General features: G+C 64.3%; 22 protein-coding genes. 9 read left to right on the top strand and 13 right to left on the bottom strand.

From position 1 onward, the window contains the following. The 3 genes from M0D67_RS03980 to M0D67_RS03970 all read right to left on the bottom strand — a co-directional run bounded on the left by M0D67_RS03980 (window position 1) and on the right by M0D67_RS03970 (window position 3,666). Window positions 1-1,518, bottom strand: coding sequence for a DegQ family serine endoprotease (locus M0D67_RS03980; protein WP_154558665.1), 1,518 nt, complete (start codon window positions 1,516-1,518; stop codon window positions 1-3). 179 nt (window positions 1,519-1,697) lie between these two features. Further along, window positions 1,698-2,999, bottom strand: coding sequence for an ATP-binding protein (locus tag M0D67_RS03975; RefSeq protein WP_154558666.1), 1,302 nt, complete (start codon window positions 2,997-2,999; stop codon window positions 1,698-1,700). Window positions 3,000-3,003: 4 nt separating this feature from the next. Next, window positions 3,004-3,666, bottom strand: a complete 663-nt coding sequence (locus M0D67_RS03970; protein ID WP_054034404.1) for a response regulator — start codon at window positions 3,664-3,666, stop codon at window positions 3,004-3,006. Between the two features lie 216 nt (window positions 3,667-3,882). Between M0D67_RS03970 and dacB the strand changes: the two genes are divergently transcribed. The 3 genes from dacB to M0D67_RS03955 all read left to right on the top strand — a co-directional run bounded on the left by dacB (window position 3,883) and on the right by M0D67_RS03955 (window position 8,033). After that, complete coding sequence (gene dacB, locus M0D67_RS03965) at window positions 3,883-5,547, top strand: D-alanyl-D-alanine carboxypeptidase/D-alanyl-D-alanine-endopeptidase (RefSeq protein ID WP_233464747.1); 1,665 nt, start codon at window positions 3,883-3,885, stop codon at window positions 5,545-5,547. Window positions 5,548-5,743: 196 nt separating this feature from the next. Next, window positions 5,744-6,694 carry a sterol desaturase family protein gene (locus M0D67_RS03960; protein WP_266237397.1) on the top strand — a complete coding sequence of 317 codons (951 nt, stop codon included), beginning with the start codon at window positions 5,744-5,746 and terminating at the stop codon, window positions 6,692-6,694. A gap of 94 nt (window positions 6,695-6,788) precedes the next feature. After that, window positions 6,789-8,033, top strand: a complete 1,245-nt coding sequence (locus tag M0D67_RS03955) for an SGNH/GDSL hydrolase family protein (RefSeq protein ID WP_154558667.1) — start codon at window positions 6,789-6,791, stop codon at window positions 8,031-8,033. Between the two features lie 210 nt (window positions 8,034-8,243). Here the strand turns inward: M0D67_RS03955 and M0D67_RS03950 are convergent, their stop codons facing one another. From M0D67_RS03950 to M0D67_RS03910, 9 genes are all read right to left on the bottom strand, one after another. Further along, window positions 8,244-9,296, bottom strand: a complete 1,053-nt coding sequence (locus M0D67_RS03950; RefSeq protein ID WP_154558668.1) for an L-threonylcarbamoyladenylate synthase — start codon at window positions 9,294-9,296, stop codon at window positions 8,244-8,246. 10 nt (window positions 9,297-9,306) lie between these two features. Continuing rightward, the gene (locus tag M0D67_RS03945) at window positions 9,307-10,503 is read right to left on the bottom strand and encodes a 5-(carboxyamino)imidazole ribonucleotide synthase (protein ID WP_154558669.1); all 1,197 of its coding nucleotides are present in this window, start codon (window positions 10,501-10,503) and stop codon (window positions 9,307-9,309) included. Between the two features lie 97 nt (window positions 10,504-10,600). Beyond that, window positions 10,601-11,119, bottom strand: a complete 519-nt coding sequence (purE, locus tag M0D67_RS03940; protein ID WP_029968172.1) for a 5-(carboxyamino)imidazole ribonucleotide mutase — start codon at window positions 11,117-11,119, stop codon at window positions 10,601-10,603. A gap of 208 nt (window positions 11,120-11,327) precedes the next feature. Continuing rightward, complete coding sequence (locus M0D67_RS03935; protein ID WP_028196245.1) at window positions 11,328-12,218, bottom strand: phosphoribosylaminoimidazolesuccinocarboxamide synthase; 891 nt, start codon at window positions 12,216-12,218, stop codon at window positions 11,328-11,330. A 132-nt stretch (window positions 12,219-12,350) separates the two neighbouring features. Continuing rightward, complete coding sequence (fba, locus tag M0D67_RS03930; RefSeq protein WP_154558670.1) at window positions 12,351-13,415, bottom strand: class II fructose-bisphosphate aldolase; 1,065 nt, start codon at window positions 13,413-13,415, stop codon at window positions 12,351-12,353. A 231-nt stretch (window positions 13,416-13,646) separates the two neighbouring features. After that, complete coding sequence (gene pyk / locus M0D67_RS03925; protein ID WP_154558671.1) at window positions 13,647-15,083, bottom strand: pyruvate kinase; 1,437 nt, start codon at window positions 15,081-15,083, stop codon at window positions 13,647-13,649. A 427-nt stretch (window positions 15,084-15,510) separates the two neighbouring features. Continuing rightward, window positions 15,511-16,704 carry a phosphoglycerate kinase gene (locus M0D67_RS03920; protein WP_154558672.1) on the bottom strand — a complete coding sequence of 398 codons (1,194 nt, stop codon included), beginning with the start codon at window positions 16,702-16,704 and terminating at the stop codon, window positions 15,511-15,513. A gap of 272 nt (window positions 16,705-16,976) precedes the next feature. Beyond that, window positions 16,977-17,300, bottom strand: coding sequence for an AzlD domain-containing protein (locus M0D67_RS03915; protein WP_154558673.1), 324 nt, complete (start codon window positions 17,298-17,300; stop codon window positions 16,977-16,979). After that, window positions 17,297-18,043, bottom strand: coding sequence for an AzlC family ABC transporter permease (locus tag M0D67_RS03910; RefSeq protein WP_154558674.1), 747 nt, complete (start codon window positions 18,041-18,043; stop codon window positions 17,297-17,299). Before M0D67_RS03910 ends, M0D67_RS03915 begins: the two co-directional genes overlap by 4 nt. 192 nt (window positions 18,044-18,235) lie before the next feature. On the opposite strand from M0D67_RS03910, the gene M0D67_RS03905 reads away from it, so the two are divergent. From M0D67_RS03905 to M0D67_RS03880, 6 genes are all read left to right on the top strand, one after another. Beyond that, window positions 18,236-19,159, top strand: a complete 924-nt coding sequence (locus M0D67_RS03905; protein ID WP_097390330.1) for a branched-chain amino acid transaminase — start codon at window positions 18,236-18,238, stop codon at window positions 19,157-19,159. A gap of 77 nt (window positions 19,160-19,236) precedes the next feature. After that, the gene (locus M0D67_RS03900) at window positions 19,237-19,431 is read left to right on the top strand and encodes a zinc-finger domain-containing protein (protein ID WP_007180502.1); all 195 of its coding nucleotides are present in this window, start codon (window positions 19,237-19,239) and stop codon (window positions 19,429-19,431) included. Window positions 19,432-19,707: 276 nt separating this feature from the next. After that, on the top strand, window positions 19,708-20,733 hold the full coding sequence (gene waaF / locus M0D67_RS03895) for a lipopolysaccharide heptosyltransferase II (protein ID WP_154558675.1): 1,026 nt from the start codon (window positions 19,708-19,710) through the stop codon (window positions 20,731-20,733). 177 nt (window positions 20,734-20,910) lie between these two features. Beyond that, on the top strand, window positions 20,911-21,357 hold the full coding sequence (locus tag M0D67_RS03890; protein ID WP_154558676.1) for a nuclear transport factor 2 family protein: 447 nt from the start codon (window positions 20,911-20,913) through the stop codon (window positions 21,355-21,357). Window positions 21,358-21,461: 104 nt separating this feature from the next. Next, entirely contained in the window at window positions 21,462-22,556 is a 1,095-nt protein-coding gene (locus M0D67_RS03885; protein WP_233464748.1) for a hydrolase, read from the top strand. Next, window positions 22,549-23,121, top strand: a complete 573-nt coding sequence (locus M0D67_RS03880) for a DUF2946 family protein (protein ID WP_154558678.1) — start codon at window positions 22,549-22,551, stop codon at window positions 23,119-23,121. Before M0D67_RS03885 ends, M0D67_RS03880 begins: the two co-directional genes overlap by 8 nt. Before the next feature lie 77 nt (window positions 23,122-23,198). Here M0D67_RS03880 and M0D67_RS03875 read toward each other — a convergent pair whose 3' ends face one another. Continuing rightward, window positions 23,199-24,932 carry a M48 family metalloprotease gene (locus tag M0D67_RS03875; RefSeq protein WP_154558679.1) on the bottom strand — a complete coding sequence of 578 codons (1,734 nt, stop codon included), beginning with the start codon at window positions 24,930-24,932 and terminating at the stop codon, window positions 23,199-23,201. Between the last annotated feature and the right edge of the window lie 70 nt (window positions 24,933-25,002).

Below are 25,002 nucleotides of genomic sequence, written 5' to 3'. Positions count from 1 at the left end.
TTAGCCGAGATCGACCGGCACGAAGATCTGCGCGTTATCCCGCTGGATCAGCAATGCGATGCTGTTGCCCGCGCCGGCGATCATCTGCTTCAACTGATCGACGCTCGTGACCGGCCGGCCATTGACCGCCAGAATCACGTCGCCCGGCTGGATGCCGGCGCTTTCAGCCGCGCCGCCCGATTGCTGCACCAGCAGGCCGTGCGACACCGACGCGCCGCTCTTCTCTTCCGGCGTCAGCGGCCGCACCGCCACGCCGAGACGGCCTTGCAACTGGGTCGGCTGATCGGCCTTGTCCGAGGCCACCTTGGCATCCGACAGTGAACCGATCGTCACCTTCAGGTCTTTGGTGGCCTTGTCGCGCCACACCTGCACGGTGGCCGAACTGCCCGGCGCCAGACCCGCGACCTGCGACGGCAGATCGGACGAGTCGCCGACCGGCTCGCCATTCACCGACAGAATCACGTCGCCCGGTTGCAACCCACCCTTGGCGGCCGGGCCGCCCGGATCGACCGAGCTGACGAGCGCGCCCTGCGGCTTCTGCATGCCGAACGAATCGGCCAGCGTCTGGTTCATGCCCTGCACCGCGACGCCGAGACGTCCGCGGCTCACATGGCCGGTCTTGACGATGTCGTCCTTGACCTTGATCGCTTCGTTAATCGGGATCGCGAACGAAAGGCCCTGGAAGCCACCCGTCTGCGAATAGATCATCGAGTTGATGCCGATCACTTCGCCTTGCAGATTGAACAGCGGGCCGCCCGAGTTACCCGGATTCACCGGCACGTCGGTCTGGATGAACGGCGTGTAGTTTTCGTTCGGCAGCGAGCGCGATTTCGCGCTGATGATGCCCGAGGTCACGGTGTTGTCGAAACCGTAAGGCGAGCCGATCGCGACCACCCACTGGCCGACCTTGCTCTGACGCGGATCGCCGATCTTCACGGTCGGCAGACTGCTCGCATCGATCTTCAGCACGGCGACGTCGGACTGCTTGTCGGCGCCGACCACTTTTGCCCTGAATTCACGCTTGTCGGTGAGCTTAACGGTGACGACGTTCGCGCCGTCCACCACGTGGGCATTGGTCAGGATGTAGCCGTCATTGCTGACGATGAATCCCGAGCCGAGGCTCGCGCTCGGCTGATCGGACGCATCGCCGCCGTCGCCGCCTTGCATGCCCGGCATGCCGCCGAAGAAGTGCTTGTAGAACTGATAGAAGGGGTCGCTCGGATCGATCGGCAACTGGTTGCCGCCGTTGGCGCCATTACCGCCGTTACCGCGCAATGCCGTCTGCTTGACCACGTGCTTCGCGCTGATGTTGACCACGGCCGGGCCGTAGGTTTCGACCAGACCTGAGAAATCGGGGATGCCGGTTTTCGCCGCGGCTTCAGCAGGCATCATCGCGGCCTGCGCCGGCGTGATCACCTGCGGCGCGGGCACGTCGCGATGCCCCGCCACATAGCCGGCGGAGAGCGCCACGGCGACAGCCACTGCAACAGCGCTGCGGGACAAGGTTTTCGCGTTCATCGTGTACTCCTGACTGGGAGAAAGAGGCTTTGGAATGAGATGAAGCGTACGTGGCATCGCTTAAAAGAGTCTTAAGCAGCGCCAGATCGCTTCAAGCCCATTTTTGAGGCTTGTTTAAGCCTCGTTTAAGCCACATTCAAGCCACGTTCGAGCCACTTTACGAACAGAAAGCCTCACCCTCAGAAGTGCACTTCGACCTGCAAACCACCCGCCGGCGATTCGTCGAGCTTCACCGCCGCATGGTGTTGCGTGGCGATGCGGCGCACGATCGCGAGGCCGAGGCCGCTGCCCGCCACATCAGTGCGCACGCGGTTCGCGCCGGCGCCGGCCCGGTAGAAGCGATCGAACACGCGCTCGCGTTCGGCCGGCTCGATGCCCGGCCCGCTGTCGGCAATCCGCACCATCGGATGACCTTCGTCGACATGCAGGCCGACGTCGACACGGCCGCCTCGCGGCGTGTATTTGGTTGCGTTATCAACGAGATTGTTGAACATGACCCGCAGCGCGTCGGCGTCGCCGGTCACCGTGGCGGGTTCGCTCGCCTCGATCCCGAGATCGACGCCGCGATTCTGCGCAAGCGGCGCGTACGCCGCCACGCAATCCTGCAGCAGCGCGCGCAGATCGATCGCGTTCGTCGCGGCGACGCCGTCCGGCTCCGAACGCGCAAGCGCCAGCAATTGTTCGGCGAGACGTGTGGCGCGCGTGACGCCCGCCTGCAGATCGGCCAGCGCTTCGCTGCGCGCGGCGTCGTCTTTCGCGCGGGCTACCAGTTGCGACTGGATCTGCACGGCGGCAAGCGGCGTGCGCAATTCGTGCGCGGCATCGGCGACGAATGCTTTCTGAATATCAAGCGCAGTGGCGAGCCGTTCGAGCAGGCCGTTCAACGCGCGCACGAGCGGCTGCACTTCGAGCGGCAGACGCTGATCGGGCAAGGGATCGAGCGCCTCCGGGTGACGCGCGTCGAGCGCACTGGTCACGCGCCGCAACGGCCGCAACCCGCGCCCGACGATTACCCACACCGCGAGACCCAGAAACGGCAGCAGAACGATCAAGGGCCACAGGGTCCGCAACGCGACATTCGCCGCCAGCCGGTTGCGCACCGAAACCGGCTGCGCGAGCTGCACGACGTTATCGCCGACGATCGCGCCGTACACGCGCCAGTCGCCGCGCTCCGTATGCTCGGTCGAAAAGCCGATTTCGGCGCGCGGCGCGAGCGGCGCACGCGGGCGCGAGTAGTACATCAGCACGCCGTTGCGATTCCAGATCTGCAGCACGATGCCTTCGTCGCCGGTGTCACGCGAACCGAGCACCTGGGAGAACGGTTCCGACGGCAGCGCCGCGGCGATCTGCTCCAACTGGTAATCGAACAGTTCGTTGGCTTCGGCAAGCGCTTGCCGGTAGATCAGCCAACCCGCAATGCCGACGCCGAGCAACACCAGCGCCAGCAGCCAGACCAACAATTGACGGCGAATCGAGCGCATCGGCTCAGGCGTCCTTCGCGATCATGTAGCCAAGACCGCGCACGTTGCGGATCAGATCCGCGCCGAGCTTCTTGCGCAGAGCGTGGATGTAGACCTCGACCGTATTGCTGCCGATTTCCTCGCCCCAGCCGTACATTTTTTCTTCGAGCTGGCTCTTTGAAAGCACCGCGCCGGGCCGTGCGATCAACGCTTCGAGCAGGGCGAATTCACGCGCCGACAACGCGACCGGCGCGCCGTCGAGCGTGACCTGATGCGAAGCCGGATCGAGCGTCAGGTTGCCGTGGCGAATCGTCGAATCGCTGCGGCCCGATTGGCGGCGGATCAGCGCGCGCATGCGGGCGCCGAGTTCGTCGAGATCGAAAGGTTTGACGAGGTAGTCGTCCGCGCCGGCGTCGAGGCCTTTGACGCGATCGGCAACCGCGTCGCGCGCGGTGACGATCAGCACCGGAATGGCCTGGCCTTTGGCGCGCAGCGTGCGCAGCACGTCGAGCCCGTCGCGTTTGGGCAGGCCGAGATCGAGCAGCACCAGATCGTAAGGTTGGCTGGCCGCAGCGCTGAGCGCCGCTTCGCCGTCTTCCACCCAGTCGACCGCGAAGCCTTCACCGCGTAGCGCCTTGCGTACACCTTCGGCGATCATCCGGTCGTCTTCGACTAGCAATATGCGCATGGTTGGTACGGTCCTGAAACATTTGACGATGCCGCATTCTAGCGCCCAGCCCCGACGTGCGCGCCGCGCGACGCTTTTTCACCGCAGCGTGGCGGCATGTCTCTACAATGGGCGCTTTGCGTCGCGCCGCGGTTTTCCGCGCGCCACGCGACGCTTCGACACCCTCTGGATTGCCGCGCGCCACCGCGCCCCGAAATCTTGCTTCTTCGCCTGTCCATGACGCACGCTTTTTTGCCCGCTTTTTTGCACTCTCTCGCACGCCGTGTGGTGCTGCGTCCGCTGCCTTCTCCTGCTGCAGACTCTCTGCTTCGCCGGTTCGCACCGCGCTCGGCGGCGTTGCTGCTTACCTGCGCCGCGCTCGGCTGCGGCGGCGCGGCGTTGCCGCTCACTGCACAGGCGCGCGTCAAGGCCACGCATCCAAGCGTCAACGTCACCACGGTGTTGCCGCAGCCGGTGATGCTCGGCCTGCAGCGCGCGCACGTGCCTTTGTCGTCGATCAGCGTGGTGGTCGAGAAAGTGGGCGACCGCACGCCAATCCTCGCGCTGAACGCCGGCAAGCCGATGATGCCCGCCTCGACGATGAAACTCGTCACCACCTACTCCGGCCTGTCGATCCTCGGCCCGGACTATCGCTGGCGCACGAGCGCCTACGCGGACGGCACGCTCGACGCCAACGGCGTGCTGCACGGCAATCTGTACATCCAGGGCACGGGCGATCCGAAACTCGTGCCCGAAGAACTGATCGACCTCGTGCAGAAGATCCACAAGTCGGGGATCAACGGCATCGACGGCGCGCTGGTGCTCGACAAGCGCTATTTCGACGCCTCCACGCGCGATCTGCCGCCGTTCGACGACGACACCACCGCGCCGTACAACGTCGGCCCCGATCCGCTGCTGTACGCCTTCAAATCGCTGTCGTTCACGCTGACGCCTTCGCCGGACGGCAGCGTCGCCATCGACGTGCTGCCCGCGCTCTCGCAGCTACAGATCGACAATCAGATGCACGCCGTCAACGGCCCGTGCCGCGGCGATGCCGCCTCCGTCTCGCCCACCGTCACGCCGCAGCCGAACGGCACCGTGGTGGCGTCGTTCGACGGCGATTACTCGGTGCGCTGCGGTCCGCGCACGATCAACGTCGCGGTGCTCGATCACTCCGCGTTCTTCGCGGGCGGATTCCTCGCCCTGTGGCAGCAAACCGGCGGCACGTTCAGCGGCGCGACCCGCGAAGGCCCGGTGCCGGTCGGTGCACGCCTCGTCGCCACGCACCAGGGGCCGATGCTCTCCGACATCGTGCGCGACATCAACAAGTTCAGTAACAACACGATGGCGCGCAACCTGTTCCTGACGATCGGCGCAACGGAAGAAAAAGCGCCCGCCACGCCCGCGAAATCGGCGCGCGCCATCGAGGAATTTCTGCGCCGCGACAGCGTCGACATGCAATACCTGACGCTCGACAACGGCTCGGGTCTGTCGCGCGACGAGCACGTCACCGCGCTCTCGCTCGCCGATCTGCTGCAGCGGGCCAATGCGAGCCCGGTCGCCCAGGTGTTCGTGGAGTCGCTGCCGATTGCGGGCGTCGACGGCACGATGCGCAACCGCTTGACCAACCAGGGCGCGGGCGGCAACGCGCACATCAAGACCGGCACCCTGCGCGACGTGCGTGCGATCGCCGGTTACGTGGCCTCGTCGGATGGCAACAGCTACGTGGTGGTGAGCCTGATCAACGACCCGCATTCGGAGGCCGCGCGCGCCGCGCACGACGCCTTGCTCGAATGGGTGTATCAGGGACCCTCCCAGGGATTCACGAAGGTCTCAGACTCCGTCGCCCAACCGCGCGGCAGCAAGCCCAGGAAAAACCCGCACAAGCGCGGTGCCCATTGAGGATTCCTTCTATAGAACCCACGCGCCGCAATGCGCCCAAGCGTGTACGCTGTCGGGCAGTGTTTGAGGCGCGCGTAAAACGTTATGCGTAGCGCACGAGCCACGCAGCCGTTACGAAAAGCGTGGCCCAATCAAACGATAACGACAACGTCCGCTGCGGCAAGCGCAGCGGCCAGGGACCACGGAGGAAGACACGATGCAATTCGATGCCGAATTGCTGCTGCTAGCCATGGCGCCAGTCTTTCTCGCATGCATTGGCTGGGAGGCGTGGCACCTGCGGCGCACGCGCCCCGGCGCGCAGCTCTATAGCTGGCGCGACACGTTCTGCAACGCCGCGCTCGCGCTGATGCAGCAAGCCGCAGACAAGCTCGCGTGGCTCGCGATCATCCCCGTCTACGCATTTTTCTACGATCACTATCGCGTCTATACGTGGCAGGCGAGCTGGGTGTCGTTCGTCGTGCTGTTCGTCGCTCAGGATCTGCTCTATTACTGGTTTCACCGGTGCAGCCACCGCGTGCGCTGGCTGTGGGCCGCGCATGTCGTGCATCACTCGTCGGAGCGGATGAATTTTTCGACCGCATTCCGCCAGAGCCTGATGTATCCGATTGCCGGCATGTGGTTGTTCTGGATTCCGCTCGCCGTGTTCGGCTTTCCGCCGAAGCAGATCGTCGCGATCGTGCTGATCAATCTCGGCTTCCAGTTCTTCGTGCACACGCAAGCGATCGGCAAACTCGGCTGGCTCGAATACGTGTTCAACACGCCGTCGATTCACCGCGTGCATCACGCACGCAACGACCGCTATATCGACCGCAACTATGCCGGCGTGCTGGTGATCTGGGATCGCCTGTTCGGCAGCTATGTCGAGGAAGATCCGCACGACGCACCGGTGTACGGCATCGTCGAACCGCTTCACACCTATAACCCGCTGAAGGCGACGTTTCATGAATGGGCGTCGATGGCCGCCGATTTCGTGAGCGTGCGAGGCTGGCGCAACAAGTTGCGCGCGCTGTTCGCACCGCCCGCATGGGCCGCGGCCTATCACGCGCGCCGCGCCGCGGGCGTGAGTGCCGGTGCCGCGGCATCCGGCGGCGCTACGGGCATTGAAGAGAACCATACAGCCGCGTTTCAAGCACCGCGCAGGCCGTAGAAGATTCTGTAAGCTGTCGTCATGCCGCCGACGCGGTGGGCGCTGCCTGCAATACATGGCATAAGGGCCACACATACGAGGAGATGTAGTCAACATGAAACAAACAGCATCGAAGCAACGTAATTTCGTCCGCGTCACGCAGATCGCCATCGCCAGTGCGGCGTTTGCGCTGCTCGCGGCTTGCGGCGGCAGCGATAACAACAACAGCTCGAGCAGCACGCCGGCAGGCGGCGTGAAATTGCAGGTCGTTTCGTTTGGCGACAGCTTGTCGGATGTCGGCACGTACGCGCCGGTGATTCAGTCGAGCTTCGGCGGCGGCCGCTTCACGACCAACCCAGGTGAAGTGTGGACCCAGAAGGTCGCGGAGTACTACGGCGGCACGTTGACCGCCGCGTATGTGGGCGGCTTCGGTCAACCGCTGGTTGCGACGGGCGGATTGGGCTACGCGCAAGGCGGCTCGGACGTCGTCAACGCCCAAGGCGAAGGTTGGGCACCGAACAACGCGGCGGCCACGACAGTGCCGGTGGTGACCCAGGTGGCGAACTACCTGGGCGCGCATACGAGCTTCAACTCGAACCAGCTCGTGCTGGTGAACGGCGGCGCGAACGACATCTTCCAGTTCTCGACCGCCGCCAATCTGACGGCGCTCGGCACCGCGCTACAGACGCAATACCCGCTGCTCGTACAGGCCGGCAAACTGCCGAACTCGCAGGCAGGCCAGGTACAGTTCATCGCCGGCTACCTGCAGCAACTGGCCAACCCCCAGATCGCGACGGCCGCCACGCAGCTCGCCGCGCAAATCCAGACCATCGTCAACTCGGGTGCGACCCACGTGGTGGTGTCGACGGTGCCGGACATCGGCAATACGCCGCAAGGCGTTCAGGCCAACGCAGCGGCACCTGGCACGGCTGCACTCCTGTCGGGGATTACCGCGGCGTATAACGGCATCCTGGTCCAGAGCCTGACGGCCCTCGGCCTGCTGGGCACGGGCAAGGTCATCGTGGCCGATGCTTTCACGTGGATCGATCAGCAGTTGCCGAACTACCAGGCGCTGGGCTTCACGGTGCCCAACACCGGTACGGCGTGTAACCTGACGTCGATGGTGGCCAACGCAACCGCGTTCGCCACCGCCAATCCGAGCGCAACGAACGGGCTGACCCCGGCACAGTACGGCGCCCAGTTCGGTTCGTCGCTGTTCTGCTCACCGCAGACTTACACGGTGGCTGGCGCTGACCAGACCTACATGTTCGCGGATCTGGTCCATCCGAGCACGCACTTGCACGCTTTGTTCGCGCAGTTCGTTCAGCAGCAGGTCGCGGCCACCGGGTTGGGGAAATAAGTTGAGGGTGGCCGCGTAGCGGCAGCAGGATGCGAATTCTGCGAACGCCCGGCTTGCTGGTCAAGCCGGGCGTTTTTTATTACCTGCGCGGCGCTTCGGATCAGGCGCCTGCAGCGTTAGCGTGCTGTGATTTGTTCGCCGAAGCGGCGCGCGATGTGTATTCGCCTGCTACGTGCCACGTTAGGGCCACACAGGCAAGAAGATCAAACCTTAACCTTGCGCTTCAAAGGCCGCTGCGGCCCTGCCCAGTCGATCGTTCACAGCGATCCACTCGATCGTGTCCGGCAACTTCTCGATGAGAATCCGGCTCACATTCGCGCGATCGAGTGCCCTTAGCAGGCCATACAGCTCGCGCGCATAAACGTGCGGATCTTCAGGCGCGGCAATGAAATGCACGCCCTCGGCATGAGCCCACTCCCGTGCGCGGGAAGCACGCGCTACCAAGGCCACGCGTTCATCGCCCTGGCGCGTCGCGAGCAAAATCTGCAACGCATCAAAAGACAGCAAGGCCAACGGCGTGCGCGGCGCATAGTGCGCCTTCAACGTCCCCGAAGCGCGCGGTGCCGTTGCATCCGAACCGTCGGGCAGGCGTGGCGCCTCGCCGAGTACGTCGGCGATATCCTGCGGCGTTACGCGACCGGGCCTCAACAGCGCCGGAAATCCGCGCGACAAATCCAGAATCGTCGATTCGATCCCGACATCAGATGCGCCGCCGTCCAACACATGAATCGCGCTGCCGAACTCGTCGCGCACATGTTGCGCCGTCGTCGGGCTCACATGACCAAAACGATTCGCCGACGGAGCGGCCACGCCGCCATGTCCGCCGCGCAACGCACTGAACGCTTCGAGCAAAGCCTGGGCAACCGGATGTGACGGGCAGCGCAAACCCACTGAGTCCTGGCCACCGCTCACGGCTGCATTGATCCGCTCGGCACGCTTCAGGATCAACGTGAGCGGCCCCGGCCAGAACGCATCGATCAAGCGCTGCGCTTCCGCCGGCAAATGCTCGACCCAGTAGTTCGGATCGCCCTGCGGCGCCAGATGCACGATCACCGGATGATTCGCCGGCCTGCCCTTCGCCGCGTAAATACGCGCGACCGCTTCCGGATTTTCAGCGTCGCCGCCGAGTCCGTAGACCGTCTCCGTGGGGAACGCGACGAGGCCGCCCGCGTCGAGCAGCGCGGCAGCGTGTTCGATCTGCTCGGCGCTCACAGGCAAGGCGCTTGCGGCGCCCCCTTCGGCAGGTTTGCTTTGATCCGGCATGGCGCTCGCGTCAGCTCGTGATGATATGCAGGAGCCGCGCGCAATCGCGCGCCGACGTGCGGGCTTCTTCGAGTGTCGCGGCCGTGAAGTTCACGTGGCCCATCTTGCGGCCGCAACGTGCTTCTTCCTTGCCGTACAGATGCAAACGCGCCGCCGGCATCGCGGCGACTTCGTGCCACGGCGGCGTGACTGCCGCGCCCTTCGGGCCGCTTGGGAACCAGACGTCGCCGAGGATGTTCAGCATCACCGCCGGCGAATGCTGGCGCGTGTCGCCGAGCGGCATGCCGGTCATGGCGCGGACCTGCTGTTCGAACTGGCTGGTCGCACAGGCGTCCACGGTGTAATGGCCGGAGTTATGCGGGCGCGGCGCCATTTCGTTGGCAACCAGCGACCCGTCTTCGAGAATGAAGAACTCGACGCACAGCACGCCGACATAGCCGAGCTTGTCCGCGATTTGCAGCGCGGCCTGCTGTGCTTGCTGGACCAGCGTCGGGCTTGCATCCGGCGCGGGCACGATGGTGTGCGACAGCACGCCGTCGCGATGCGTGTTCTGCGCCAGCGGATACACCACCGACGCGCCGCTCGCCGCGCGCGCGATCAGCGCGGACACTTCGAACTTCAGCGGCAAGCGCTTTTCCAGCACGCACGGAACACCCGCGAGCGACGCATGCGCCTCGCGCACCTCCTCGGCGTTGCGCACGCGGATTTGACCTTTGCCGTCGTAGCCCATGCGTGCAGTCTTCAGAATGCCGGGCAGCACGGCTTCGAGCTTCGCGTCGTCGAGCGCGGCCAGCGCGTCCGACGATTCGATCACCACGTGCGGCGCGACCGTCACGCCTGACGACGCGATAAAACGCTTCTCGGCGATCCGGTCCTGGGCCACGGCGACGCAACGGCCGGCCGGGCTCACGAAGGTGGTTTTCGCCATGAAATCGAGGCTCGCCGCCGGCACATTCTCGAATTCGGTCGACACCGCCGCGCACAGCCGCGCGAGTTCGGTGAGCGACGCTTCGTCGTCGTAAGCCGCACGGATATGGCGGTCGGCGACCGCGCCCGCGGGACTGTTTTCGTCCGGGTCGAGCACGGCAACGCGATAGCCCATTGCCTGAGCGGCAAAACAGAACATGCGGCCGAGCTGGCCGCCACCGACCATGCCAAGCCATGCGCCGGGCAGAATCGGTGAAACCGGTGTGTTGTCTGGGTTCATCTTAGTGGTCGGTCGCGGCCGGGTGCTGCATTCATACAGCAGCATCCAGCCGGGGGTCAAACAGTGGGGACGTCTTAAAAGCAATCAGCCTTGGCGCTTACAGCGCCGGCAGCACCATTGCGTGGGCCGCTTCGTTCTGGCGCACGCGGAACGCCGCCAGCTTTTCCGCATACTCGGCGCTCGTGCCGCTCAGAATCGACACCGCGAACAACGCCGCATTCGCCGCGCCCGCTTCGCCGATTGCAAACGTGGCGACCGGCACGCCTTTGGGCATCTGCACGATCGAATGCAACGAATCGACACCCTTCAGATACTTGCTCGCCACCGGCACGCCGAGCACCGGCACCGTGGTCTTGGCGGCCAGCATGCCCGGCAGATGCGCCGCGCCGCCCGCACCCGCGATGATCGCGCGAATGCCGCGCTCGCGCGCGCTCTCGGCATACGCAAACATCTCGTCGGGCATGCGGTGCGCGGATACGACTTTGGCCTCATACGGCACGCCGAATTCTTGCAGAATCGCGACGGCGTTCTTCATCACTTCCCAGTCGGAACTGGAACCCATCAGCACGCCGACAACCGGCGCGCCATGCGTATGGGCAGTTTGAGCTTCACTCATGGTACGGCTTCCTTGTTTCTTGAGAGCGCCCCCGACCTGTCGCTTCGCGCCAGGCCCCCCGAGGGGGGTGAGCAAACTTGGGGCGGCCCGGCGTTTTTTGAGAGCGCCCCCTACCTGTCGCTTCGCGCCAGCCCCCCGAGGGGGGTGAGCAAACTTGGCGCGGCCCTGCGTTTTCTCACGCTATGCAGATATAACCAGGTAAGCGTACTTAAGCGAGCTTGTGTCCGGTCAGGCGTTCGAGCGCTTCCTGATACTTCTCGCCCGTCTTCGTGACCACGTCGTCCGGCAGCTTCGGTGCGGGCGGCTCTTTCTTCCACGGCTGGGTTTCGAGCCAGTCGCGCACGAACTGCTTGTCGAACGACGGCGGGTTGGTGCCGACCTGGTACTGGTCAGCCGGCCAGAAACGCGACGAGTCGGCAGTCAGCGCCTCGTCCATCAGATACAGCTGGCCGTGGTTGTCCAGACCGAATTCGAACTTCGTATCCGCGATGATGATGCCGCGCGTAGCGGCGTAGTCAGCGGCTTCCTTGTACAGCTTGATCGAGATGTCGCGGATCGTGGCCGACAGTTCGGTGCCGATGCGGCGTTCCATCTCGTTGTAAGTGATGTTCTCGTCGTGGTGGCCCATTTCGGCCTTGGCTGCCGGCGTGAAAATCGGCTCAGGCAGCTTTTGTGCGTTCTGCAGGCCCGGCGGCAGTTCCACGCCGCACACCGACCCGGTTGCCTGGTAGTCTTTCCAGCCGCTGCCGGCCAGATAGCCGCGCACCACCGCTTCGACGAGGATCGGCTCGAGGCGCTTCACCACTACCGCACGGCCCTTGACCTGCTCGACTTCGTCAGCCGCCACCACGGATTCGGGCGCCACGCCCGTGAGGTGATTCGGCACCACATGCTTCAGTTTCTCGAACCAGAAGTTCGCCATTTCGTTGAGCACGCGGCCCTTATTCGGAATCGGCTCGCCCATGATGACGTCGAACGCCGACAGACGGTCGGTCGTGACGATCAGCAACTGGTCGTTGCCCACCGCATAGTTGTCGCGGACTTTACCGCGGCCGAGCAGCGGCAGCGAGTGGAGCGTGGATTCGTAAAGGGTAGACATCGTCGTGGTTCGCTAAAAGTGGGGCAAAAAGTGTGACCGGAACAAAAGGGAAACGCCGTTCCCCGGATGATGCGGGAACGGCGATCGAACGACAACCTGGCCAATCAGCCAGATGTAGAGCCTGCTTATAGCTTAGCGGACGACTTGCGCGAGCTCGCCCGATTTGTACTTCTCCGCGATTTTATCAAGCGAAACCGGTTTGATCTTGCCGGCCTGGCCTTCGCAGCCGAATTGCGTAAAGCGCTCGAGACAGATCTTCATCGCGGCTTCGCGCGCCGGCTTCAGGTAGTCGCGCGGATCGAACTTGCCCGGATTGGTCGCCATGTAGCGGCGGATCGCACCAGTGATCGCCAGACGCAGGTCGGTGTCGATATTGACCTTGCGCACACCGTTCCTGATACCTTCCTGAATCTCTGAAACCGGCACGCCGTAGGTTTCCTTCATGTCGCCGCCGAATTCGCGGATTTCCGCGAGCAGCTCCTGCGGCACAGACGACGAACCGTGCATTACCAGGTGCGTATTCGGAATGCGCTGGTGAATTTCCTTGATGCGCTGGATCGACAGGATGTCGCCCGTGGGCTTCTTGCTGAACTTGTACGCGCCGTGCGACGTACCGATCGCGATCGCCAGCGCGTCGCATTGCGTCAGCTTGACGAAGTCGGCAGCCTGCTCCGGATCGGTCAGCAGTTGCTCGCGGGTCATCGTGCCTTCCGCGCCGTGGCCGTCTTCCTTGTCGCCCTTCATGGTTTCCAGCGAACCGAGCACGCCCAGTTCCGCTTCCACCGTGATGCCGATCGAATGCGCCGCTTCAACCACCTTGCGCGAGACTTCGACATTGTATTCGTACGATGCGACCGTCTTGCCGTCGGCTTCGAGCGAACCGTCCATCATCACGCTGGTGAAACCGCTGCGGATCGCCGCCATACAGACCGCCGGCGACTGGCCGTGATCCTGGTGCATCACGACCGGAATATGCGGGTACGACTCGACCGCTGCTTCGATCAGGTGGCGCAGGAACGGCTCGCCCGCGTACTTACGCGCGCCGGCCGACGCCTGCATGATGACCGGGGCGTTGACCTTGTCGGCCGCGGCCATGATCGCCTGCACCTGCTCCAGGTTGTTCACGTTGAATGCCGGAATGCCATAACCGTTTTCGGCGGCATGGTCCAGCAGTTGACGCATTGATACGAGAGGCATGCTTAACTCCTTAGATTGAAACGAATTCTGTGCCGTCGGCATCTTTTGGGGCGATTTTATCGCGAAGCAAGCTGCGTACCCGTTCACACATTCCCTAAAGCGCGTTTTCCTTCACGCGCGATTGGAGTCTGTGCGCCGCCTCTCGCGGGGCATGACAGCCTGCTTCACTCAATCAAGCCTGCGTGCCGATCGAGCATTCTCCAACTTAAACAGTCTTCGGCTTAAACCGAATCAATACGGCTCACCGACGCGCACGATCTTCAGCGTATTCGTACCGCCTGCCTGGCCCATCGGCTCGCCGACAGTCAGCACTACCATGTCACCGTGCGACGCGTAGCCCTTGCTGACCACGGTTTCCAGCGCCTGCTGCAACGCGGTGTCGCGATCGGTGCTGGTATCCAGATGCAGCGACGTGACGTTGCGGTAGATCGCCATCGCCCGTTCGCTGCCGACGCGCGGCGTGAGCGCGAAAATCGGCACGTGCGTCCAGTGACGTGACATCCACAGCGCGGTCGAACCCGATTCGGTCAACGCGACGATCGCCTTCGCGCCCAGGTGGTACGCCGTAAACAGCGCGCCCATCGCGATGGACTGGTCGATGCGCGTGAACGTGCGGTCGAGGAAATCCTTGTCCAACTCCGACTGCTCCGACTTCTCAGCTTCGAGGCAGATCGCGGCCATCGTCTCGATGGTCTGCACCGGGTACTTGCCCGCTGCGGATTCGGCCGACAGCATCACCGCGTCCGTGCCGTCCAGCACCGCGTTGGCGACGTCCGACACTTCGGCGCGGGTCGGCACCGGCGCGTAGATCATCGATTCCATCATCTGGGTCGCAGTGATCACGAACTTGTTCGATTCGCGGGCCATACGAATCATGCGCTTTTGCAGCGCTGGAACTGCGGCATTGCCCACTTCCACGGCCAGGTCGCCGCGCGCAACCATGATGCCGTCCGATGCGTCGAGGATGCCTTGCAGTGCCGGAATCGCTTCCGCCCGCTCGATCTTCGCGATCATCTTCGGCTTGATGCCGTAGGGCGCACCCGCGATGTTCGCGAGCTGGCGGGCCATTTCCATGTCGGTGGCGTTCTTGGGGAACGATACCGCGACGTAATCCACGCCAAGCGACATGGCCGTGCGGATGTCTTCCATGTCTTTGGCCGTCAGAGCCGGCGCCGTCAGGCCACCGCCCTGGCGATTGATGCCCTTGTTGTTCGACAGCTCGCCGCCGACCTTCACGGTGGTGTGGATCTCGCTGCCGAGCACGCGCACGACGTCCAGCACGATCAGGCCGTCGTTGAGCAACAGCACGTCGCCCGGTTTCAGGTCGCGCGGCAGGTCTTTGTAGTCGAGGCCGACGCGATCGTCGTTGCCGAGTTCACATTCGGCGTCGAGGACGAAGGGGTTGCCGGGGACCAGCGTGGTCTTGCCGTTTTCGAATTTGCCGACGCGAATCTTCGGACCTTGCAGGTCGGCCATGATGCCGACTTCGCGGCCGGCCTGGCGGGCCGCCTCGCGCACGAATTCTGCGCGCTGGCGGTGGTCGTCGGCGGTGCCGTGCGAGAAATTGAGCCGCACCACGTCGGCCCCTGCCCGAATCATTTGCAGCAGGATTTCCGGCGTACTGGAAGCCGGTCCGATGGTAGCGACAATCTTGGTAGCGCGATGCATGAGTCTCCTCGTCTGGATGGGATCGCTGGAATGAGCGCTGCGAGTCGGATGCGGAGGCTGCGCACCGAAGGGTGCTGCTGGGGGCTGCGCGCCGGTTGAAACCAGCGTCGCTTTATGGGGTGAAGCGGTGTTCGATACCGGCACGGGGGGCGCCGGTGGGGGGGCGAGCGCAACCTCTTCGTCCGGGAGTTCTGCAGGCGAGTGGGCGGCTTGTCCGGTGGACAATTCCGCTGCCTCGCTGGCAGTGGTCAACTCCGCGAGCGCGAGGGACAACTCGGATTCCTGCTGCTGCGGGGCCGCGGCTTCAGCCACGGCCGTTGTGGCGGCGGAGCGCGCTTCGCGCTCCCCTGCCGTTGCTGCTGTGGTGTTGCGCGGCTTGCCGCCGCGCGCTTTTGCAGACTTCGCTGAGGGGGAGCGCGTCACCACGTTAAGCCCGCGATTCCAGAACTGCGACAGCGGGTAGTGTCTTGCCCTCGAGGAACTCGAGGAAGGCGCCGCCGCCCGTCGAAATGTAGCTGACCTTGTCGTGGATGCCGTACTTGGCAATCGCCGCAAGCGTATCGCCGCCGCCTGCAATCGAGAACGCCGACGATTTGGCGATCGCGTCAGCCAGCGTCTTCGTACCGTTGCCGAACTGATCGAATTCGAACACGCCGACCGGACCGTTCCACACGATCGTGCCGGCTTTTTCCAGTTGCGCGGCGAGCACCTTGGCGGTTTCCGGTCCGATGTCGAGGATCATGTCGTCGTCTTCTACATCGGCGACAGCCTTCACTTCAGCCTTGGCAGTCGGCGAGAATTCTTTCGCCGTCACCACGTCGGTCGGGATCGGCACCGAGGCGCCGCGGGCTTTCGCTGCGTCGATGATGGCCTTGGCTTCGGCGACCAGATCGGCTTCGGCGAGCGACTTGCCGATCTTCAGGCCGGCCGCCAGCATGAACGTATTGGCGATGCCGCCGCCGACGATCAGCTGATCGACCTTGTCGGCCAGCGATTTCAGAATGGTCAGCTTGGTGGACACCTTCGAGCCGGCGACGATCGCCACCAGCGGACGCTTCGGCGCGCCCAGCGCCTTGCCGAGCGCTTCGAGCTCTGCCGCCAGCAGCGGGCCGGCGCAAGCGATCGGCGCGTATTTGGCGATGCCGTGCGTGGTGGCTTCGGCGCGGTGCGCAGTGCCGAATGCGTCGTTCACGTAGACGTCGCAGAGCTTCGCCATTTTCTGCGCGAGCTCGTCGGAATCCTTCTTTTCGCCCTTGTTGACGCGGCAGTTTTCCAGCAGCACGAACTGGCCCGGCGCGACGTTCACGCCGTTTTCGACCCAGTTGGCGACCAGCGGCACGTCACGGCCAAGCAGCTCGGCGAGGCGCTTCGCGACCGGCGCGAGCGAATCTTCCGGCTTGAACTCGCCTTCGGTCGGGCGGCCCAGGTGCGACGTGACCATCACGGCGGCGCCTGCGTCCAGCGCGGCCTTGATCGCCGGCACGGAAGCGCGGATGCGGGTGTCTTCGGTGATGTTGCCTTGATCGTCCTGCGGCACGTTCAGATCGGCGCGGATGAACACGCGTTTGCCGGACAGCTTGCCTTCGGCGATCAGATCGGAGAGACGCAATACCTTGTTCATGGGCGTGTATGTGCGAGTTGATGGGAAGGCGGTGGCGGACGACGCGCTGGACCTCAAGCGCGGCAAACTCCAGCGCTTCGGCACGGCAGCGGCTCCACTGAGTCGGGCGCCGGCGGCTAAGCCGCGGCGGTCGCGCCATGCAGCGGCGCGCTTATCCCGGAAACAGCCATTTTAACTTATCCACACGGCCTTCTGACCCGCAACCAGGCGAATGTCCCGTATTTGAAGAATGCGCCGCGCATGTCGCGGTGCAGCATTTTCGATCCAATCAATTACATGAAGAGGCGCAAGAGCGTGAACACGGCCATTCCCACCACAATCGTGCCAAGCATGGTGCGCCGCCACATAAACCACGCCAGACCGGACAGCGTCGCGTAAAACTCGTGATTCGAGGGCGCGAACGAGAGCCCCTCCGGCGTCGCCAGCACATCGGGCAGCACGACGGCGGCAAGCGCCGCAGCCGGCGCATAGCGCAGCATCCGCTGCACGCGCTCCGGCAAAACCGTGCGCTCGCCGCCGATTAGAAACATCGCGCGTGTCACCGCGGTGACGAAGGTCATGCCGATAATGGCCAGCCAGATCTGCGTGGATGTCATTGGGAATCTCCGGCGCTGTTACGGATGCGGCGCAAGTCGGCGCGCTCGACCATCAGGTCGGCCGCGCTGCCGGCGACAATCGCCGCAATTACCGCGAGCGGAAGTGCGAGCCGGTACGGCAGGTCGAAAGCGAGCAGCGACACCAGGCCGGCGATGCTGACCGCGACCAGCGTGGAGCGCGTGGCGATCGCCGACACCATGATGGGCAGCAGCGCCAGCGTGCCTGCCAGTGCGAGGCCCCAGTTGTCCGGAATCAGGCTCGCCAGCAGAATGCCGACGATCGACGAGACCTGCCACGACAACCAACTGCACACCGCCATGCCCCAGAAGTACGCCTCCTTGCCCGGCACGTAACCGGTCTGGAAGCTCTTCTTCTGGAACAGCAGATAGATCACGTCGCCGTTGAAGTAGCCGAGCACGATGCGGCGCCACATCGGCAGATAGGAAAAATGCGGCGCGAGACCAGCGCTGAAGATCACGAAACGCGTATTGACCATCGCGGCGGTGAGCAGCACGGTCCAGATCGGCAGCTTGGCAGCCAGCAACGGCAGCACGGCCAGTTGCGACGATCCGGCGTAGCAGAGCAGCGACATGGTGAGCGCCTGCGGCAGCGTGAGCACGGACTTGCTCATTGCGATGCCGGTGACGAGGCCCCAGGAGAAGATCGCCATCAGCGTGGGCGAATAGTCGCGCGCGCCCTCACGGAAGGAACGGCGATCGGTATCTGACAAGCGAGCGAGCATGAGGCGAAACGCGGGCGCCAAGCGGCGGCGCAACGAAGGGAGGTCGGCGCCAGGTCGTCAAGCACCCGCTGGCGCATCCGGATTTGAATTATGCGTGCGCCGAATTATAGCGCCCGGGATGCGGCCAAATGCCCGTTCCTTGTGCAAAAGACGCTAAAATAACGCTCTTTCACCGCACCGCTGGAGAATCGTATGTCAATGGCCGATCGCGACGGCAAGATCTGGATGGATGGCAAGCTCATCGACTGGCGCGACGCCAAGATCCACGTGCTTACCCACACGTTGCATTACGGCATGGGCGTTTTCGAAGGCGTACGCGCCTACAAGACGGCTGACGGCGGCACGGCGATTTTCCGCCTCCAGGAACACACCAAGCGCCTCTTGAATTCGGCCAAGATTTTCCAGATGGACGTGCCGTTCGACCACGAAACGCTGGCCGCGGCTCAGTGCGAAGTGGTCCGTGAAAACAAGCTGGAATCCTGCTACCTGCGCCCGATCATCTGGGTCGGCTCGGAAAAGCTCGGCGTGTCGGCCAAGGGCAACACGATCCACGTGGCGATCGCCGCCTGGCCGTGGGGCGCTTACCTCGGCGAAGACGGTATCGCCAAGGGCATCCGCGTGAAGACCTCGTCGTTCACGCGCCATCACGTGAACGTGTCGATGGTCCGCGCCAAGGCGTCGGGCTGGTACGTGAACTCGATCCTCGCCAACCAGGAAGCGATTGCCGACGGTTACGACGAAGCGCTGCTGCTGGACGTGGACGGCTATGTGTCGGAAGGCTCCGGCGAGAACTTCTTCCTCGTGAACAACGGCAAGCTGTACACACCGGACCTGGCGTCGTGCCTCGACGGCATCACCCGCGACACGGTCATCACGCTGGCGCGCGACGCGGGCATCCAGGTGATCGAAAAACGCATCACGCGCGACGAGGTCTATACCTGCGACGAAGCGTTCTTCACCGGCACCGCCGCGGAAGTCACGCCGATCCGCGAGCTCGACAACCGCACGATCGGCTCGGGCGCACGCGGCCCGATCACCGAGAAGCTGCAATCCGGCTTCTTCGATATCGTGAATGGCAAGAGCGACAAGTACGCGCACTGGCTCACCAAGATCTAACGCGCGCTGCGCCGGCCTTTGGCCCGAGCCTTTTGTCGGCGCAACGCATGCACCCTGCATACAACGAGAAAGTCCCCATGAGCGAAATCAAGGAAATGCCGCTGGTCGAATTGTCGGCGAAGGATCTGCCGGCGTACTGCCCGAACCCGGCCATGCCGCGCTGGAGCGCGCATCCGCGTGTCTTTATCGACGTCACGCACGGCGAAGCGAAATGCCCGTATTGCAGCACGCGTTACAAGCTGCGCGACGGCGAAGTGGTCAAGGGTCACTGATCTTGAGCACTGCGCACTGAGCGCTGATCGTTTGCGGCGCTGCTTGCGGCCCTCTTTGCTGGCGCGCCTGCTGCCTGATTCGGCATGTGACGGACCGGCTGAGCTTTTGCAGCAGGTGGCGGCAACGCAATCGCTTCGCAGCAACGCCGCAGCCGCGGCGGGACCAGTCATGCCGGATCCGCGCCGCAAGGCTCGCGGCTTTTCCCCTTTTACCCAATCGAACGCCACGCGCATGGTTCGCGCGGCGCTTCGTTTCGACACCGGACACCCACTCTGATGCGTCGCGCGTTGGTTATCGCACCGAACTGGATCGGTGACGCATTGATGGCGCAGCCGCTGTTTGCGCGCCTCGTGAAATTGCATCCGCGCATCGTGATCGACGCGGTCGCGCCCTCGTGGGTCGCGCCCGTGCTCGAACGCATGCCCGAGATCCGCGACGTCTACGCAACGGACCTCGCGCACGGCAAGCTGCAGATGCTGCGCCGCTGGCAGCTCGCGAGCGACTTGCGCGATGTCGGCTACGACGCGGCCTATGTCTTGCCGAATTCGCTCAAGTCGGCGCTGATTCCGTGGATGGCGGGCATTCCGCTGCGCATCGGCTACACCGGCGAGAGCCGCTACGGCTTGCTGAACGTGCGCCACGGGAATCCGCGCAAAGATGAACGCCCGCCGATGGTCGGCCACTACGCCGCCCTCGCCTACGCGCAAGGCGCCAAGGTCCCCGACGACCTGCCGATGCCGCGGCTCGACGCGGATCTGAACGAAGCGTCGCGGGTCTCGGCGCGCTTCAATCTGGATACGCGTGTGCCGCTGCTGGTGTTCTGCCCGGGTGCCGAGTACGGTCCGGCCAAGCGATGGCCGCCCGAGCATTTCGCATCGCTCGCGCAGATCGTCGGCCAGTCGTTCCCCTACACGCAGATCGTCGCGCTCGGCTCGCCGAAAGACGCGCCGCTTGCCCAGGCCATCGCCGAAAAAGCGCCGAACGTGCGTAACCTGTGCGGCCAGACCGCGCTGAGCGAGGCCTGCGCGCTGATCTCGCGGGCCAACGCCGTCGTCACCAACGATTCCGGCCTGATGCACGTGGCCGCCGCGCTGCGCCGGCCGCTGGTGGCCGTGTACGGTTCGACCGATCCGCGCCACACGCCGCCCTTGTCCGAGCTCGCGAAGGTACAATGGCTTCATCTCGAATGCAGCCCCTGTTTTCAGCGCGAGTGTCCGCTCGGGCATCTGAACTGCCTGAAGCAGTTGAGTGCCGAGCAGGTGTTCGGCGATTTGCGCGGCATGTTGCTTGCGCAACGTTGAACCAAACTGATTCGGCTGATACTTGCACGCAACACCGCACGCCCTGAGCGCGTCGCGTCATGTTCGCGCCTTGCGGCGCGGGCATCCTCGCGCTTGGGTGCGATTGTCCGGTGCTCCGGACTGTCCCGCTGACCGCTGCCCCGCAACCGCGCGCCGCGCACAAGAGACTGACGAGCCATGCCACGTTTTGCCCATATCTTCGAAGCCGCCGCCGATACGCTGAACGCCTACTACCAGGCCATCGCCGAGGTGAATATCGACAGCTTGATGGGCCTGTGGATCGACGAGGAATTCGTCAGTTGCATCTGCGCCGACGGCTCCCACCTGCACGGCCTCGACAGCATTCGCGCCGGCTTGCAAATCCAGCTCGAAACCTCGCCCGTTTCGATTGAACCTCTCGACATTCGCGTCTACGACAGCCTTGGCACCGTCGTCTACGCCATTGCCGAAGCGCACCGCCCGGCCGATCCGAAGGCGGCGCCCACGATGGTGTTCACCACTTACGTGATGGTCCACGAGCGCGGCGAATGGCGCATTGCGCATATTCACGCGAGTCCGATGCCGAACGAGGCCGCCAGTCAGTTCGCGACCAAGATGCGGCATGGCCAGGGGTCGCTGCACTGACGCCTGACGGGCGCATTTCGCTTGTTTCACCGGTTCTATCTTTTTGTTTTGACGCTGGCATGAGCACGCCCCGCAGGAAGTCATCCGTCCCGAACGATTCCCACATGGGGGATTGGGAGACGACGCACCATCAATCCGCCTCTGCCGGCGCAGCACGCGCCACGGCCGCCGTCGGGGCCACCGTCGAGCTGCTCTACCGCGCACCGCTCTGGCTGCCGAACCGGCATGTGCAGACCATTGTCCCGGCGCTGTTTGCGCGCCGCCCGGCGATCGCGTTCCGGCGCGAACGCTGGGATACGCCGGATGGCGATTTCATCGATCTCGATTGGGTGGTGCATGACGGCACGCCTGCCTCAGCGCTCGCCCCTGCCACGCCCGCCAGGATTCCTGCAGACGACGCGCCGCTGTTCGTGCTATTTCACGGCCTCGAAGGCAGTTCCATGTCGCACTACGCCGCCACGTTGATGGCGGCCGCGCGCGAGTACGGCTGGCACGGCGTGGTGCCGCACTTTCGTAGCTGCAGCGGGCCATTGAACCGCTTGCCGCGTTTCTATCATCTCGCCGACAGCAACGAAGTCGACTGGATCCTGCGGCGCTTGCGCGCCACGCATCGCGGGCCGATCGTGGCGGCGGGCGTGTCGCTCGGCGGCAATGTGCTGCTGCGCTGGCTCGGCGAGCGGCGCGAAGATGCGTCGCCGGTGCTCGCGGCCGCCGCGGCGATTTCGACGCCGATCGACGTGCACGCCGGCGGCCGCGCGTTGTCGCAGGGCTTCGGCATGATCTACACGCGCAGTTTCCTGAAGACGCTGAAGCAGAAGGCCGAGCAAAAGCTGGCGCAATTTCCGGGACTGTTCGACCGCGACACCATGCTGGCGAGCCGCACAATGTACGACTTCGACAACGTGGTGACAGCGCCGCTGCACGGCTTTCGCGATACTAACGACTACTGGAGCCGCGCGACCACACGACCGTTGCTGCCCGGGATCGCAGTGCCGACTCTGGTGCTGAATGCGCGCAACGACCCGTTCTTGCCGGCCGAAGCGTTACCGGCAAGGCACGAGGTGTCGGCGGCGGTAGAACTCGATCAACCCGAACACGGCGGTCACGCCGGCTTTATGACCGGGCCGTTTCCGGGCCGCATCGACTGGTTGTCGCGGCGCGTGCTCGGCTATCTGGAGCAGTACGTCGATCATGGATGACATCGTCAAGCAGGCCTTGGCCAAATGGCCGAACGTGCCGAGTTGCACGGGATGGTTGATGTTGGACCGGCGCGGTAACTGGCGCATGCGGGATGAGGCCGCCCAGGCCAGCGGTACGCCAGGTACGGCGATCCGGCACGAGGCGTTGCTCGGGTTTATCAACCGGAATTACGACGCCGACGAACGCGGGCAGTGGTTTTTCCAGAACGGCCCGCAACGGGTGTATATCGAGTTGGGCTATACGCCGTGGGTGGTGAGGTTGTCTGCCGATGCCGCTGGCGTGCTTTCCTTGACGGACCAGGCCGGCGGGGCCTTCGAGCCAACGGCCGTGTTTGTCGACGATGAAGGTGGGATTCTGTTCGTCGATGGCTCGACGCCGCCGAGAGTCGCGGTTTTGCACGATCATGACCTCGAGGTTTTTTCCGACCACGCAGCGTTGGGCGATGACTCGATGAGCGGGGCGTTTCGCTGGAACAATGGGGTTGTGTTGCCCTTGCAGGACGTGCAGCGAAGTGAGGTTGCCGCGCGGTTTGGGTTTGTCGATAGTCCGGCGGCACACGTCTAGGTCGTTTGCCTGCTTATTTATCGCCTGGTTCTTTTGCATACCTCGCGTTCCGATCGGATAGCGCAAGCCCGCAACCCCTAACTCTTCTCGTCAAGCCGCTCCTCTTTATAGCGGCTCTCCATTTCATGTAACCGGGCGTCGACGGTCGCAAGATCGTAGTAGCCGATCGTCTTCAGATCCCGCGCTTCCTTCAGTTGCCGGATGGCCGACGGCCACGCCCCCTCGAGCGCGAATTTTTCGGCGAGCGCCCGATGCTGTGTCAACGCATCGCCGCTGCCGGCGCTTGCCTGCGCGAGATACATCCACCAGGCAGGCTGATCGGGCTGTGCACGCGTTTCCTTCCGGGCCAAAGCCTGCGCGTCGGCGAATCGCTTCAAGGTCAGCAAGGTCTGGATATGCATGTCGATTGCGGCATTCGACTGCGGCCAGCGCTTCTGCGCAAACTCGGCCAGCCGTGCCGCCTCGTCATCACGCCCGGCGCGGCGTGCGACGTCGGCCGCCAGCACGTCGAGGCTCGGCGAACTGCGCATGGGCTCGCCTTCACCGCGTTCGCCCGCGACAAATGCCGCACGCGACGAAGCCAGCGACGCCACCGCATCGTCGTAACGCTCGAGCAGCATCTGCCCATACGCAATCCCGTACCAGTTCGCGGCGACGTTCACCGCGGTACGTTCCTCGATTTCGGAGCGCAGGCGCGAAACCTCGTCCGCGTATTCACTGCGCGAGCGGTCCTGCAGCAAGCGCGCCCGAGCCCGCACGAAGCCGTATTCGGAGGTCTGATGCGGTTGCCGGTAAGGCGCGCGGCGCGCACGGTCCTCCATGTCGGCGATCCGCTCGCCGGTCAGCGGGTGGGTACGCGCATAAGCCGGCATGCCGGTGTCGCTCATCGCCGCGCGATCGAGGCGGCCGAAAAACGTCGTCATCGCGTAGGGGTCGTAGCCGGCGCCGGCCAGCAGCAGAAAGCCGACGCGGTCCGCTTCATGCTCGGCGGAGCGCGAGAAACGCAACTGGTTGTCGACCGCATAGGCCTGGCCGCCGATCGCAATCGCGCTGCCAAGGTCGCCGCTGTGGGCGAGCACGCCCGCCAGAATGCCGAACAACAGGCCGGCGAGCGCGGCATAGCCGCTGCGCTCGCCGGTGGTGATCATCCGCGAAATGTGCCGCTGCAAGACGTGCCCCATCTCGTGACCGAGTACGGAGGCGAGTTCGGACTCGGTTTGCGTCGTCACGATCAAACCGGTGTTCACGCCGATAAAACCGCCTGGCAGCGAGAAGGCGTTGATTTGCGTGTCGCGGACCGCGAACAGCTCGAAGTCCGGACGATAGCCGCCGATGTAGAGCGCGCTCGCCGCCGCGGAGAGTTTCGCGGCGACCGAGTTCAGATAGTCGCGCACGAGCCAGTCCTCGAGATAGTCGGGGTCGCGACGCAACTCGCGCATCACGCGTTCGCCGAGCTTGCGCTCGGCTTGCGGCGTCAGCGAGCCGGAGCCGCCATTGCCGAGGTCGGGCAGTTGCTGCGTGACGATCGGGGTGCGCCAGTTGGTGGTCGCGCCTGGGTTGCCGGAGAAGCGGTTCTGCGCGCCGCCATAGACGCCAAATACGCCTTGGGCGATGTCGGGCGGCACGACGGGGTCGGCAAAAGTTTCGACCGGGCCGCTTTCCAACGGCGGTTCGGCGGGCTGTATGTTGAGCGCGAGGGTCGTGCCCGTGTTGGTGTTCGCATTCGATGCGCCACGCGATTGCGGGTACACACCCGGCGGTGCCGCGAGCGCGACAGACAACAACGCAGCAAGAAACCGTTTCGAACGCATCGCGAGCTCGATATGACGAAGTCGAAAAGCGGCGCCCGCCGCTCGGACTAAGATAGCGGGCATACGGTGA

It is taken from the genome of Paraburkholderia sp. SECH4 (assembly GCF_030511745.1).
GTDB classification, from domain to species: domain Bacteria; phylum Pseudomonadota; class Gammaproteobacteria; order Burkholderiales; family Burkholderiaceae; genus Paraburkholderia; species Paraburkholderia madseniana.
Note: the sequence above shows the minus strand (reverse complement) of the source record. Positions and strands in the feature narration are given on the sequence as shown.

What these genes read in the sequence shown, in the direction of transcription:
- M0D67_RS03980 (WP_154558665.1), bottom strand. Translation starts at nt 1,518, where the DNA reads ATGAACGCGAAAACCTTGTCCCGCAGCGCTGTTGCAGTGGCTGTCGCC.
- M0D67_RS03975 (WP_154558666.1), bottom strand. Translation starts at nt 2,999, where the DNA reads ATGCGCTCGATTCGCCGTCAATTGTTGGTCTGGCTGCTGGCGCTGGTG.
- M0D67_RS03970 (WP_054034404.1), bottom strand. Translation starts at nt 3,666, where the DNA reads ATGCGCATATTGCTAGTCGAAGACGACCGGATGATCGCCGAAGGTGTA.
- dacB (WP_233464747.1), top strand. Translation starts at nt 3,883, where the DNA reads ATGACGCACGCTTTTTTGCCCGCTTTTTTGCACTCTCTCGCACGCCGT.
- M0D67_RS03960 (WP_266237397.1), top strand. Translation starts at nt 5,744, where the DNA reads ATGCAATTCGATGCCGAATTGCTGCTGCTAGCCATGGCGCCAGTCTTT.
- M0D67_RS03955 (WP_154558667.1), top strand. Translation starts at nt 6,789, where the DNA reads ATGAAACAAACAGCATCGAAGCAACGTAATTTCGTCCGCGTCACGCAG.
- M0D67_RS03950 (WP_154558668.1), bottom strand. Translation starts at nt 9,296, where the DNA reads ATGCCGGATCAAAGCAAACCTGCCGAAGGGGGCGCCGCAAGCGCCTTG.
- M0D67_RS03945 (WP_154558669.1), bottom strand. Translation starts at nt 10,503, where the DNA reads ATGAACCCAGACAACACACCGGTTTCACCGATTCTGCCCGGCGCATGG.
- purE (WP_029968172.1), bottom strand. Translation starts at nt 11,119, where the DNA reads ATGAGTGAAGCTCAAACTGCCCATACGCATGGCGCGCCGGTTGTCGGC.
- M0D67_RS03935 (WP_028196245.1), bottom strand. Translation starts at nt 12,218, where the DNA reads ATGTCTACCCTTTACGAATCCACGCTCCACTCGCTGCCGCTGCTCGGC.
- fba (WP_154558670.1), bottom strand. Translation starts at nt 13,415, where the DNA reads ATGCCTCTCGTATCAATGCGTCAACTGCTGGACCATGCCGCCGAAAAC.
- pyk (WP_154558671.1), bottom strand. Translation starts at nt 15,083, where the DNA reads ATGCATCGCGCTACCAAGATTGTCGCTACCATCGGACCGGCTTCCAGT.
- M0D67_RS03920 (WP_154558672.1), bottom strand. Translation starts at nt 16,704, where the DNA reads ATGAACAAGGTATTGCGTCTCTCCGATCTGATCGCCGAAGGCAAGCTG.
- M0D67_RS03915 (WP_154558673.1), bottom strand. Translation starts at nt 17,300, where the DNA reads ATGACATCCACGCAGATCTGGCTGGCCATTATCGGCATGACCTTCGTC.
- M0D67_RS03910 (WP_154558674.1), bottom strand. Translation starts at nt 18,043, where the DNA reads ATGCTCGCTCGCTTGTCAGATACCGATCGCCGTTCCTTCCGTGAGGGC.
- M0D67_RS03905 (WP_097390330.1), top strand. Translation starts at nt 18,236, where the DNA reads ATGTCAATGGCCGATCGCGACGGCAAGATCTGGATGGATGGCAAGCTC.
- M0D67_RS03900 (WP_007180502.1), top strand. Translation starts at nt 19,237, where the DNA reads ATGAGCGAAATCAAGGAAATGCCGCTGGTCGAATTGTCGGCGAAGGAT.
- waaF (WP_154558675.1), top strand. Translation starts at nt 19,708, where the DNA reads ATGCGTCGCGCGTTGGTTATCGCACCGAACTGGATCGGTGACGCATTG.
- M0D67_RS03890 (WP_154558676.1), top strand. Translation starts at nt 20,911, where the DNA reads ATGCCACGTTTTGCCCATATCTTCGAAGCCGCCGCCGATACGCTGAAC.
- M0D67_RS03885 (WP_233464748.1), top strand. Translation starts at nt 21,462, where the DNA reads ATGGGGGATTGGGAGACGACGCACCATCAATCCGCCTCTGCCGGCGCA.
- M0D67_RS03880 (WP_154558678.1), top strand. Translation starts at nt 22,549, where the DNA reads ATGGATGACATCGTCAAGCAGGCCTTGGCCAAATGGCCGAACGTGCCG.
- M0D67_RS03875 (WP_154558679.1), bottom strand. Translation starts at nt 24,932, where the DNA reads ATGCGTTCGAAACGGTTTCTTGCTGCGTTGTTGTCTGTCGCGCTCGCG.